The sequence below is a fragment of the Sporolactobacillus sp. BBK16-2 genome (genome assembly GCF_059878335.1).
In genome coordinates, this window is record NZ_CM187611.1 from 1802993 (window position 1) to 1815889 (window position 12897).

Annotated in this window: 13 protein-coding genes; 4 read left to right on the forward strand and 9 right to left on the reverse strand. The window is 41.7% G+C overall.

The window, feature by feature from the left end:
• Positions 1-180 precede the first annotated feature (180 nt).
• On the forward strand, positions 181-831 hold the full coding sequence (locus AC6F33_RS09010; protein ID WP_255748156.1) for a histidine phosphatase family protein: 651 nt from the start codon (positions 181-183) through the stop codon (positions 829-831).
• Between the two features lie 135 nt (positions 832-966).
• Here AC6F33_RS09010 and AC6F33_RS09015 read toward each other — a convergent pair whose 3' ends face one another.
• Genes AC6F33_RS09015 through AC6F33_RS09025 form a run of 3 tightly spaced genes read right to left on the reverse strand, consistent with a single transcriptional unit; the run spans position 967 to position 3221 of the window.
• Positions 967-1500, reverse strand: a complete 534-nt coding sequence (locus AC6F33_RS09015; RefSeq protein WP_255748154.1) for a GNAT family N-acetyltransferase — start codon at positions 1498-1500, stop codon at positions 967-969.
• Positions 1501-1554: 54 nt separating this feature from the next.
• On the reverse strand, positions 1555-2721 hold the full coding sequence (locus AC6F33_RS09020) for an aminotransferase (RefSeq protein WP_255748152.1): 1167 nt from the start codon (positions 2719-2721) through the stop codon (positions 1555-1557).
• Entirely contained in the window at positions 2721-3221 is a 501-nt protein-coding gene (locus AC6F33_RS09025) for an Lrp/AsnC family transcriptional regulator (protein WP_255748199.1), read from the reverse strand. The genes AC6F33_RS09020 and AC6F33_RS09025 overlap by 1 nt, the downstream gene beginning before the upstream one ends.
• 221 nt (positions 3222-3442) lie before the next feature.
• Between AC6F33_RS09025 and gpmA the strand changes: the two genes are divergently transcribed.
• The 3 genes from gpmA (at position 3443) to AC6F33_RS09040 (ending at position 5939) form a co-directional block, all read left to right on the forward strand.
• On the forward strand, positions 3443-4168 hold the full coding sequence (gene gpmA / locus AC6F33_RS09030; RefSeq protein WP_480947337.1) for a 2,3-diphosphoglycerate-dependent phosphoglycerate mutase: 726 nt from the start codon (positions 3443-3445) through the stop codon (positions 4166-4168).
• A gap of 17 nt (positions 4169-4185) precedes the next feature.
• Positions 4186-5535 carry an MATE family efflux transporter gene (locus tag AC6F33_RS09035; protein ID WP_480947336.1) on the forward strand — a complete coding sequence of 450 codons (1350 nt, stop codon included), beginning with the start codon at positions 4186-4188 and terminating at the stop codon, positions 5533-5535.
• Positions 5536-5648: 113 nt separating this feature from the next.
• The gene (locus AC6F33_RS09040; RefSeq protein ID WP_255748147.1) at positions 5649-5939 is read left to right on the forward strand and encodes a hypothetical protein; all 291 of its coding nucleotides are present in this window, start codon (positions 5649-5651) and stop codon (positions 5937-5939) included.
• Between the two features lie 41 nt (positions 5940-5980).
• Here the strand turns inward: AC6F33_RS09040 and AC6F33_RS09045 are convergent, their stop codons facing one another.
• The 6 genes from AC6F33_RS09045 to AC6F33_RS09070 form a co-directional block, all read right to left on the reverse strand.
• A complete protein-coding gene (locus AC6F33_RS09045; RefSeq protein WP_255748145.1) occupies positions 5981-7261 on the reverse strand; it encodes a condensation domain-containing protein in 1281 nt (426 codons plus the stop codon).
• Between the two features lie 379 nt (positions 7262-7640).
• Positions 7641-8366: an ABC transporter ATP-binding protein gene (locus AC6F33_RS09050; RefSeq protein WP_255748143.1), complete on the reverse strand. Its 726-nt coding sequence runs from the start codon at positions 8364-8366 to the stop codon at positions 7641-7643.
• Positions 8359-9135 (reverse strand): ABC transporter ATP-binding protein, encoded by a 777-nt coding sequence (locus tag AC6F33_RS09055; protein ID WP_255748141.1) that lies wholly within the window; start codon positions 9133-9135, stop codon positions 8359-8361. Before AC6F33_RS09055 ends, AC6F33_RS09050 begins: the two co-directional genes overlap by 8 nt.
• Positions 9132-10427 carry a branched-chain amino acid ABC transporter permease gene (locus tag AC6F33_RS09060; protein ID WP_255748139.1) on the reverse strand — a complete coding sequence of 432 codons (1296 nt, stop codon included), beginning with the start codon at positions 10425-10427 and terminating at the stop codon, positions 9132-9134. Before AC6F33_RS09060 ends, AC6F33_RS09055 begins: the two co-directional genes overlap by 4 nt.
• Complete coding sequence (locus tag AC6F33_RS09065; protein ID WP_255748137.1) at positions 10428-11420, reverse strand: branched-chain amino acid ABC transporter permease; 993 nt, start codon at positions 11418-11420, stop codon at positions 10428-10430.
• A 193-nt stretch (positions 11421-11613) separates the two neighbouring features.
• Complete coding sequence (locus tag AC6F33_RS09070; RefSeq protein WP_255748135.1) at positions 11614-12795, reverse strand: branched-chain amino acid ABC transporter substrate-binding protein; 1182 nt, start codon at positions 12793-12795, stop codon at positions 11614-11616.
• Positions 12796-12897 lie beyond the last annotated feature (102 nt).

Sequence of the window (12897 nt, forward strand, 5' to 3'; positions counted from 1 at the left end):
ATACAGCGTTATTTGTCAAATATGAGCAAGCAATAATTGGCATGAATAAGCTTTCCTTCGCTGATATCAATACTGAACTATATATGGTGCTAGTTTAAACAGTTAACCGTTTACATAAATTACAGTGCATGATACGATGAAAGAAATTGATAGTATAAATTAAAGTGATCAGGTGAAAAAATGAAAACAATTTATATTGTTCGTCATGGAGAAACACTGCTTAATCTGCTTAATCGCTCTCAAGGCTGGGCGGACTCACCGTTAACCAAAAAAGGCGTTCAACAGGCAATTGATTTAGGAGACAAACTCAGAAAACAATCTCTCACTTTCGACGCTGCTTTTTCGAGTGATACCGGAAGAGCACGCCAAACTGCCCAAGTTATTCTCGATCATTCGGGAAATGGTGAAACACCAATTAAAGAACTTTTTGAATTAAGAGAAGCATCATTCGGTCTTTTTGAAGGTGCCGATAATGATGTGATGTGGGAAGAAGGCGGAAAAGCAGTCGGTGAACCAGGTATGAGCCGTAAATCGCCGATTGATCTGAAAATCAAAGCACTCACCGGTATCAAACAGCTCGATACGATCGATTATGCAGAAGATTATCAGGACTTGAAAACGCGCATTCTCGCATTGAAAGAAAAGCTGCTCAAGTCGGATGCTTCGACAATCCTGATTGTTACCCACTCACTATACATTTGCTGCATGCTTTATGCACTCGTGGGTGAAGACTTAACCATTGGCAAGGTACCCAACTGCAGTGTAACGAAACTGCAACTGGACGGACAAAACTTCAAGCTTGACTATATTGGCAGAACAGAAGAACTGTAAAAAAAAAGAGGTTGCCCCAAAAGGGTATTCTCAAACAACTCCATGATTAAACATGGTCGATAAATTAAGAGTTTGCATAATCAAAGAGGGTGTATCATTGTCAAAAAGTGACTTTTGATACCCCCTCTTTTTTGATTATTGATTATCTGGCAGAAATGCATAAGTGATCGTGTCATGCGCAACACCATTTTGATAAATATAGTTTCTTAAAAGGCCTTCTTTTTTGAAGCCTAATTTCATTAACAACCTGTTTGATGCAGTATTTTCAGTAAAGACGACAGCGCCAATGCGTGTCAGGTGAAGGTCACTAAACCCATAGGATATAACTTCCGTAACAGCTTCTTTGGCGTATCCCTTATGCCAATAGTGAGGATGAAGCTCGTAGCCGATTTCAGCTCTTCTGTGTTTTGATGACCATGCATTAAACCCGATCGTTCCGATAAGTCCCGGCTGCTCTTTCCGTTCAATACTCCATCGGATGCCGCGCTTTTCACTGTAATTCCGAGAAAAAAAGGCAACAAATTGCTGTGCCTGTTCAATACTTGTTAAATTATCCTGACCATAATAACGTGTCACATTGTCATTTGAAAAGCAATCAAAAATACTTTGCGCATCTTCATAAACGATTTCTCTTAAAATCAGTCTTTCGGTTTCAAGTAACGGGACCACTTGCTCACCTCTTCGTAGAAAACTATTCACAGATAAGCCACTATAATGGTTGACTTACAATTTATCCACAAATCGGCGCATACGCTTCATTGCTTCCTGAAGCTGGCTCATCGAAGTGGCATAGGAACAACGCACATGGCCCTCTCCACTGTCGCCGAACGCATTGCCGGGAACCACGACAACGCGCTCCTCCTGCAACAAGCGAGTTGCAAAGGTTTCGGAGTTCATGCCGGTCGCTTCAATGCTAGGGAATGTATAGAACGCGCCTTCTGGTTTGTAACACGGCAATCCCATCTCATTCAGTGATTGTACAATGTAGTTTCTTCTTTGGCGATAGCTTTTACGCATATCTGCCATATCCGAGCGTCCGTTACGCAACCCTTCCAGTCCCGCATGCTGCGCCATGGTCGACGCGCACATGATCGCGTACTGATGAATTTTTAGCATGCCCTGCGAAATATCCCGTGGCGCGCAAACAAATCCCAAACGCCAACCGGTCATCGCCAGATCTTTTGAAAAGCCGCTGACAAGAATAGTTTGATCCTTCATCCCATCAATTGCGGCGAAGCTTGTGTATAGCTCATCGTAAACAAGCTCTGCATAGATCTCGTCGGAAAGAATCAGCAAGTCATGCTTTTTGGCAACTTCTGCAATACGTTCCATTTCAATTTTGCTGAGCATGGAACCGGTCGGGTTGTTCGGCGAGCAGATCATTATTGCTTTTGTTCGTTCAGTTACCGCGGTTTCAAGTTGCTCCGGTTGCACTTTGAAATCATTTTCTTTTTTTGATTCAACGATGACTGGAACTCCTCCAGCCAATGTCACGAGCGGTGCATAGGATACAAAACAAGGCTCGACAACGAGAACTTCGTCCCCAGGATCAAGAATGGCGCGCAACGCGATATCAATAGCTTCACTGGCGCCGACAGTCACTGTGACTTCATGTTCCGGATCATAGGAGACACAGTAATAGTCATCCACGTATTTCGCAATCGCTTCGCGCAATTCAAGCAATCCAGCATTCGCTGTATACGATGTATATCCGTCTTCAAGTGAAAGAATCGCAGCCTCGCGGACATTCCAAGGTGTGACAAAATCCGGTTCACCAACACCAAGTGAAATCACATCGGTCATGCCCGCCGTCGCGTCAAAAAACTTACGAATTCCCGAAGGCTTCAATGTCCGGACATGCTTTGCTAAGTACGAAGTTTTAATTGGCATCACGGGGACACCACAATTCGTTTATCCCGATCATCCGAATCGTACACAGTCCCATCATGCTTAAACTTTTTCAAAACAAAATGGGTTGTCGTCGAGATCACTCCATCGATCGTGGACAATTTCTGACTGACAAAGTGTGCTACTTCGTTTACTGACTGACCTTCGACCTGCACTGAAAGATCATAGGTTCCGGACATAAGATAGACCGATTTGACTTCCTTGTGACGGTAGATTCGCTCAGCAACATCATTGAAACCTACATCGCGTTTCGGAGTCACTTTAACATCAATCATCGCGGTGACTCCCTGATGACCATCGATTTTCGTCCAATCGACAAGCGAAACGTAACGGACAATAACTTTTTCATCTTCTAGTTTTTTAACCATTTGATGAATTTGATCTACACTTAAGTTCATCATTTTTGCAAGTTCATCATTCGTAAGCCGCGCATCTTTTTCCAGTATTTCTGCGACTTCAATTTCTGTTGCAGTAAGTTTCATACTCATCATTCCCCTCTTGCATTTGTAACTTACAGACATTATATAACGGTACAAGATCTCTAACCACTATTTTCAAGTAAAAAGTCGAAACATATACTTGCTTCTTTACAATTCAAGTATACGACGCTGATTGTTGATTCAAGACGCAATTGGAAAAATGTTTTCAATACAGTATACTAAAAATGACACTATTTAATCAGTGCGCATACGGAGGTATCATGATGAAATTAGTTATTGTGCGACATGGGGAAAGCGCATTTAACGAATCCAACCTCTTTTCTGGGTGGGAAGATGTAGATCTTACAGCAAAAGGAATAGAAGAAGCAAAAAAAGCTGGGACTAAGCTTGCTCAGCAACAAATTATATTTGACCATGCATTTACATCAGTATTGAAACGATCCATTCGATCACTAAATTATATTTTACAAGAAATGAATCAGGAATGGCTGCCGGTACAAAAAACATGGCGGCTTAATGAACGGAGTTACGGTGCACTGCAGAGACTGAACAAAGCAGAAACTGCAGAAAAGCAAGGCAAAGAACTTGTTAACCGTTGGCGGAAAAGTTATGATGCACTGCCCCCGATGCTTGACTTGTCTGATCCGAGGCATCCGATTCACGACCCGCGTTATCATGATGTCGATCCGCGGCTGCTACCTGGCGGAGAAAGCCTGAAAACAACACAGGAACGTGTCCTGCCCTTCTGGTCTGACAACATTGCGCCTTTATTAATAGAAGGAAAAAATGTTCTTGTCGTCAGCCATCGTAATACGCTGCGCGCCCTTGTTAAGTTTCTTGAACATATATCCGATGATGCAATTGTTCACTTTGATGTTCCTACCGGGATTCCGGTTGTCTATGAATTCGATAAAAACTTGAACATCGTGTCAAAAAAGGAACTAACTGGGCAGGCAACTGTGGGCACGATCAATGCAGATATGAACTAAAGGTTGTGTAAAACGACTTGAATGCTGTATTAAAGAAGAAAACCAGCAAGGTACTTGCTTTAGCAATCCCCGCAATGGTCGAGAGTTTGCTGCAAACCGTTGTTGGGTTTGTCGACACATTATTTGTTGCACGGTTAGGATTAGCTGAAGTAACTGCAGTCGGTGTTGCTAATACATTACTAGCCGTCTATATTGCTGTATTTATGGCCATTGGTATTGGAACTTCATCAATTATTGCAAAACATATCGGTGCAGGAGATTCAGAGGGAGCACGAGAAGCGGCTCGACAATCAACGTGGATTACGCTGGTTGCCGGTCTTCTTTTTGGTCTGCTTACCCTATGTTTTGCTGAACAGCTTCTTCGTATGATGGGTGCCAGTGATGAAGTGCTCAGTCAAGGAGCACTTTATTTTCGTATTGTCGGCACACCAGCATTTGTTATTTCATTAATGATTAATTTTGGAAATGTTCTGCGCGCATCCGGAAATACAGTCTCTCCAATGATGATCAGTTTTTGGATGAATTTAATTCATATTGTGCTTGATTATGTGCTGATCTTTGGTATCTTCCAATTTACCGGCTTTGGCGTTGGCGGAGCTGCCGCAGCAACTGTACTCACAAGAATTATCGGCGTTATCATGCTTCATGCAGCAATTCGTCATTCTCCAGTGCATTTTTCATTAAGAAGGCAAAGGAAAAATCGCAATAAGCGTCTTATGTGGGAAATTATCCGATTATCCACTCCGGCTACCGGGGAACGACTAATCATGCGTCTCGGTCAAGTGGTCTATCTTGGCTTAATCGTCCACATGGGAACAGAAATATATGCAGCAAATACAATTGCGGAAAATATTGAAACGTTCGCATATCTTCCCGGACTGGGATTGAGTGTTGCAGCAACCGTGCTCGTGGGAAAAGAGCTTGGTGCAAAAAGATACAAGGAAGCATATTCTTACGGGTTGCTGACTGCAATCATTTCAGTTGTTATTATGTGTATTACAGGCATTCTGCTGTTCTTTATGACTCCATTTTTTGCAGCATGGTTTACAGATCAGGTCAGCACTGCTGAAATGATAACGCTCGCCATGAGAATTGATGCATTTTTTATGCCGCCCCTCGCGATCGGTTTAGTACTTGCGGGAGCACTTCAAGGTGCAGGCGATACAAAAACACCGATGTATAGTACAGCAATCGGAATGTGGGGCATTCGCGTTGTTTTTATCTATTTGCTTGGCGTACGTGGAACGATGGGGATTGCAGGAATTTGGATTGCACAAGGCATTGATCTCACGGTTAAAGCACTCTTTCTCTACTTCTGTTACCGGAAAATGTTTAAGCATTCACTAAACAAGAAGGTTGTCTCATGACCATGTACCTAATCACCTTAGATTCAACAAAAAATAGGGTCAGTAGTCACTTTTCTATAGTGTATAAGTGACTATACTTAGTTTTAAACTATATGATCCGGGAGTGAATTCTGATGCAGGTGCCTCAGGTTCGGACAGTTATTACGACAGGGCAGTCAATGAAAAACACATTTAATCAGCTCTCTGCCTTAGAGCAAGAAAAAAGAGCGCTGCAATACCATGCTGACCAGATCCATTTTCAATCTAATTCCAGTGGGACTAAAGATAACCTGACGAAAATTGAAACCAGCATTACCGGGTTGGATCGACAAATTCAACAAGTACGGAACGAACAGATGACCTCTTCTTCAGATCAAATAACCATAAGTCGAGAAGCCTACCAGCTCTATAAACAAATAGTCTAAGAAACAAAAAGGAAACCAAGATGCGGTTTCCTTTTTGTTTCTTACTGGTGCGGCAAGAATTCGATCATTCGATTAACAAATCTTTCAAGAAATGTTCTGTCCTGATCTGTTCCATGAAAATTTGTACAAAAAGTCATTTTTTTTCTAAATGTGGTCACCGCAATTTGAAAATAAGGGGCGTATTTAATCGAACCGGATATAAAAACATCACGTATGACAAGACCAGCAAAAGCCAACTTGTTTTCATCAATGATACCTATATTTGTCATGCCATTAACAGGAATGCTATAAATGCTTGGAAAAATTCGTTTTGCTTCTGAAAGTGAATGTGTTTGATAGGCTTCTTCCAAGTCCCAGTAGACACGAAGCGGCTCAAGACTGCTTTTCTCTGCATCCATAGCTTTCTTTACGCTAAGCAGCGCCTCTTCAAAGGTCGTTCCAACATGACTTGGAACGACACATGTAATATTCGAGGTTAAATTGCAAAAGCCTGGATGCGTTTCTGGCGGTAAATAGGCGCGCAAATTAACCGGACAATCCAAAACAATAGGATCAGCCCGTACAACATCGGATAACGCACAGACATAAGCTGCAAACAATGCGTCATTAATGGTTGCTCCCTTGCTTTTTGCATCATTCTTTATAGAGTCAAAACGTGCTGCATTCGTCTCATGAGTAATAATAAACGGTTGATTTTCATCACCGCTAAGTGGAAGATGATCTTTTTCACTTTGCACATAATTTGTTAACTGTGCGTTCTTGATTTGATCTAATTGCTGATCATTCATCGTGTCAAAAATTTGATAAATACTGCGTGCTGTTGGATCAGGAAGATACGGATCGTCCAATAACGATTCGCCACTTGCAATACGCGAATAACAGGAACTCAACAAATATAAATACTCTTTGAATCCTCCACCATCGCAAATCATATGATTCAAGACAATCGCAAGCGAATCCTTTTTATTTTTTCTAATTACAGAAATTCGCAACTGCGGACCTTTTTTTTCATTCAGTTTCACCGTTAAATTTTTTTGAATTGCCGATTCCCGATCATCAGTTTCTTCAACATGCACCATAGTCTGTGCTTTCCAACCTGTTTCTTCCCAATACGCCTTATCATTCTGTTCAACATAGCGACATGAAAGAAGGGGCAATGATGACAAAGTCGCCTGAATTGCTTGAATCAGAACATTTTCATCAATCATTCCATCAAAATGAATAACGGCATGTAAATAGTGATCGTTCTTCTTCTTTTCTCCCGAAACAAAGTGCTTTATATCTGCACTTTCAGCCGAGTATGTTTTTTGTTGCACGGCCATTCATGATCACCCTTTCTTTTACTTCACTTTTCTATAAGCCCTTCGCTCCGCGTAAGTACTGCAAGCAGGACAAATATTTATTTGATTGCCATGATCATCTACATATTTTCTCATTCCCGGAACATGCTGATGGCAGAGTGCACATTTATTACTAGACAACAGTCTCTTCAAGGAATGGAACAACGTTCTTCGCAGCCCATTCATGAATGAATGCCCCCTTTAAATCAATAGATGATATTTATTATTATACGTGTTGCAAGAACGACTGATCAAATATTAGACACTGGTTTAATTATAGAAACAGATATAAAGACAGCTGGATTAACAAAAAGTTAATCCAGCTGTCTAAAGTTAAATAGATGTGAAAACATAAATCCGTTCAAGCAAGATAGGCTTCTCGAACCTGTTCGTTTTTCATCAATTCGTCCCCTTCGCCATGAAGCACAATTTGCCCGGTTTGGATAACGTAACCTCTATCGGCAATTTGCAATGCTTGGTACGCATTTTGTTCAACAAGCAGGATGGTCATTCCTTCTTTATTCATTTCTTGGATAATATCGAAAATTTGTTCAACTATGATTGGTGCAAGCCCCATTGACGGTTCGTCAAGCATTAACAACTTTGGCTTCATCATCAGTGCACGCCCGATCGCAAGCATCTGCTGCTCGCCGCCACTCATTGTTCCGCCTTTTTGGTTTAATCGTTCTTTTAATCGCGGAAAATAAGTAAAAACACGTTCCATTCGTTCAGTAATCACGCTTTTATCTTTAACAGAAAATGCACCGATTTGCAGATTTTCCCGCACGGAAAGTCGTGGGAAAATACGACGTCCCTCAGGAACCTGAGCAATGCCAAGCAATGCGGTTTGATGCGCTTGATATTTCGTTATTTCCTTGCCGTCAAAAATAATTGAACCGCTCTTAGGACGGACTTGCCCGCTAATGGATTTCAATGTTGTTGATTTCCCAGCACCATTGCTCCCGATCAAGGTCACTATTTCTCCTTTATCTATAAACAAGTCAATGCCGTTAAGTGCTTGAATTTGACTGTAAAAACTATCAATTTTTTTTACTTCAAGAAAATGATTTGAAAGTGTTTCAGCCATTTGCGATCGCCCCCTTGCCGAGGTATGCTTCAATAACTCTCTTGTTGTTTCTGATCTCGTCGGGTTTCCCAGAGGCAATGAGTTCACCATGGTCCAGCACATAAATAAAGTCGGATATTTTCATAACCAGCTTCATGTCGTGTTCAATAAGGATAATCGTTACATCAAGCTTGGACCGTAAATCGTAGATCAAATTTGTCAAACGTTCGGTTTCTTTAGGATTCATTCCTGCTGCCGGTTCATCCAAAAGCAGTACTTTCGGTTTTGCAGCCATAGCACGCCCGATCTCCAATCGACGCTGTGCACCGTATGCGAGATTACCGGCGTTTTCATTAACATAATCCTCTAACCCAACATATTTCAAGATATCATAGGCTTCAACTTTTGCCTTCTCTTCCATCTTCCGAATATGTGGTAATTGAAGCAGCGTGCCTACCCAATGAGCTTTAAGATTTTGATGCATCCCCACCATCACATTTTCCAGAACCGTCATATCATTAAATAAGCGGATGTTCTGAAAGGTTCGTGTAATTCCATAGTGTGATACCTGGTGAGGCTTCAGACCAACCAGTGATTTCCCATTGAGCAGAATATCGCCTGCTGTCGGTTTATAAACAGCGGTAATCATGTTGAAGAAAGTCGTTTTGCCGGCACCGTTTGGCCCGATAACAGCAGTAATTGAATTTTTTTCAACATTCATATTAATATTAGAGGTTGCCGTCAAACCCCCGAATTGTTTGGTAAGATTTTTCACTTCCAAAATATTCACGATTCGGTACCTCCTGATGTTGCTTTTTCACGAGCTAATGCCGCTTTTTCGGATTCTTTTTTCAGTAGTTCAACGTCTACCTTCCTATTTTTGTGCGGTATCAACCCCTGTGTACGATATAAGGCGAAGATGATGAGCAAAAGGCCAAAAATAAGCAGCTGCATTTTCTCGGGTGAAAGTGCCGGCGGAATCGAAATGCCGTAATCCGTACTCATTGATGATAACCAGTTCGAAATGTTCGTCAGCACTTGAGTTCTTAGGATAATAACAACCGCTGCACCTAGAATGACGCCTGGAACACTTCCCATGCCTCCGAGAATAACCATAACCAGAACCATTGTTGATTCCAGATATGTAAAGCTGGTTGCATCGACAAACATTTGCTTTGCTGCAAAGACAACACCCATCATACCTGAGAAGGAAGCGCCAATTGCAAAAGCAGCAAGTTTTGTTTTCACAAGCGGAATACCCATCGCTTGGGCAGCAATTTCATTGTCACGAACTGCCTTCCATGATCTGCCCAGCTTTGAATTTTCTAACTTGCGGACTACATAGATGACCACCAGAAAAATACCGAAGGCAATATAGTAAAACTGACTGGAGCTCCCGATACTTATTCCAAAGAAGTTTGGTGGAGTAATCGAAGCAATACCCATCGAACCGTTTGTAATATTGATCGGGTGATCCATATTGTTAAGCAAGATTCTAATAATTTCCCCGAAGCCTAGCGTAACAATAGCAAGATAGTCACCGCGAACACGCAATACCGGTATACCAAGGAGAATACCGAAAATTGCTGCAACGCACGCCCCTACAATAATAAAGATCCAAAATGTGCCCCCGGGAAGCGGGTAGTGACCAAAAGGCATAAACTTTGATGCCTGACCGCTGGCAAATATTGCATAGGAATATGCACCGACTGCAAAAAAGGCAATGAACCCAAGATCAAGCAATCCGGCAAAACCGACTACGATGTTTAGTCCTAATGCCATCGCACAATAAATACCAACGAGTGTACCAACTTCCATGTATGTTTGGTAGGAATCACTGTGACTTGCAATAAAAGGAACAATAGCCGCCAGAATGACAATTCCTGTGACCCATTTGGCTCTAAGATTGAAATTAAGGTAATACAAAATCAAAATCGAGAAAAGCAACAGCAAGAACGCGATCGTTGAATCAGGAAGAAGGAAAAGCCCTGCTCCTGTTAGGAAGACGTACGCAATGAACAAGATGATCTGATTCTTTTTGCTTTGCGTTAATTTTTCAAACAATGCACTCACACTTGTCACCTACACTTTCTCTACGACGGCTTTGCCAAACAAGCCTTCTGGTTTAAAGATAAGTACCAGAATCAATATGATGAAAGCAAACACGTCTTTGTATTCGGCGCCCATTGCACCATGAGTAATAATTGAAAGATTAGCCGCTGCAAACATTTCAAGCAGTCCAAGCATAACACCACCAAACATTGCACCGCGGATATTTCCAATTCCTCCAAGGACAGCAGCCGTAAATGCCTTTATTCCCAAAATGAAACCGATATAAGGATCAATGGTTCCATATTGAATCATAAACAATACACCGGTTGCACCACCGAGAGCAGACCCTATAAAGAATGTGACCGAGATAACACGGTTAACGTTGATTGTCATCAATGAAGCAGTATCACGATCTTGGGCAACGGCACGCATTGCCATGCCCCATTTCGTTTTGTTTACAAACAAATCAAGTGAAACCAGCATAACGATTGTTACAATCAGAACAACCAAGAATGAGCCCTGAAATGTCGCATTATTAAAATAAGGAATCACATGATGGATATCAATATTGAACTTATGATTAAACATTGACGGAGCCGTAACAATATAGTTTCCAGTTTTGAGTTCCGCGATAAACCGAACCGCATCCTCAAGTACAAACGAGATGCCAATGGATGTAATCAGCGCGATCAGTTTCGGCGCGTTTTTCCGTCGTAAAGGTCGATACGCAACACGCTCGATACCAACGCCGAGCAATCCTGTTGCGATCGCCGCGATAACAATCACAATTAAGAAAACGATTAGAGCAGGCATTGCCGATAAAAAACCTAACCCCATCATAATAAAGAGCACAACTGCTCCCATAAAAGCACCTGTCATGAATACGTCGCCATGAGCGAAGTTAATCAATTCCAGAATCCCGTAAACCATTGTATAGCCTATTGCGACGACTGCATAGACAACGCCTAGCGTCAGACCATCAATGAGTACTTGGGGCAAGTTCTGAAGAATATGTGCGAGCATTATCTCACCACTTTCCTTACGAGTTGTTAATATGGATGTATTTGTAAAGTGCAGATCATTTTCCGACTTGTACTATGTGATATCTTTCTAAAAAAATCCTAAAAGGGTATAGCCTTAGTGCTCCATACCCTTTTAGTCCACATCAGTTATTCATAAATGTCATTAAGACACTCAAATCTTTGAGAGCAGGCTATTATTGGCTGATTTCAGCTTTTTGTACCGGCGGGTATTTCGCTTGTTCAAAGTTGTAGATGTAAACTTTAGCGAATTTGTTGTCGCCTTTATTATCAAAGCTTACTTTCGTTGTTACACCGTCATAGTCTTGGACTGCACGGATCGCTTTCATAACTTGTTCACGAGATGGCTTTTTGCCGTCATTGTCGTTAATCGCGTTCATAAGTCCTTTAAGAATAACGCCGGCAGCATCATAGCCGTATGCTGAATAAGATTCAACATTCTTGCCGAACTTTTCTTTATATTTCTTGGCAAATGCCTGACCTTTTTCCGTTTTTGAAACATCTCCGGCAACAGAAGTCAGGTATACACCTTTAACTGCGTCTCCAGCGATTTGTACGGTTGATGAGGAGTCAAGACCATCACCGCCCATGATCGGTCCGGTAAATCCTTTTTGACGTGCTTGTTTGATGATCAAGCCGCCTTCAGCATAAACACCGCCAAAATAGATAAGGTCAGGTTTCTTTGTCATTGCCTGGCTGATAACACCATTGAAGTCTTTTTCACCTACAGTAATACCTTCGTAACCGACAATATCAGCACCAAGTTTCTTTGCTTGATCTCTGAATTGTTCTGCAAGACCAGAACCGTAAGCAGTTTTATCTTGGATGATAAAAATTTTCTTAGCTTTCAAAGTCTTAACTGCATAGTTCGCACCGGCTGGGCCTTGGAAGTCGTCACGCGCACAGATACGGTTAACAGTTTTTAGTCCACGGTCTGTGACAACCGTTGCTGTTGTAGCCGGAGAAACCATAGCCAGGTTATTCTTTTCATAAACTTCCGAAGAAGGAATCGCAACGCCTGAGTTTAAGTGACCGACAAGAGCGAGTACGTTCTTGTCAGAAGCAAGAATTTGGGCATTGGCAACACCTTTTTTAGGATCGCCCTGATCATCCAAATCCTTCAGCTTAATCGTAAAACCCTTCTTAGCAAATGCTGCTTGTTGGTCATCAATTGCTAATTCAGCACCGAGACGAATCGCATCGCCAAGTGTCGCACTACCGCCTGAAAGCGGTGATTGACTTCCGATTTCAATTACAGTCTTACCATTAGAACCACCTGATTTTGAAGAGCAACCGCCAATAACTCCTAATAATAATACTACTGCAGCCAATAATGGGATAATTTTTCTAAAATTCATTTTAACCCTCCTTTTTATAAAAACGGAACAACTCTAAAAACTCAGATAGTTTTATGTAGGACTCACCCCCGCAATTTATTTCTACTGTTTCTCTCTTTTTTA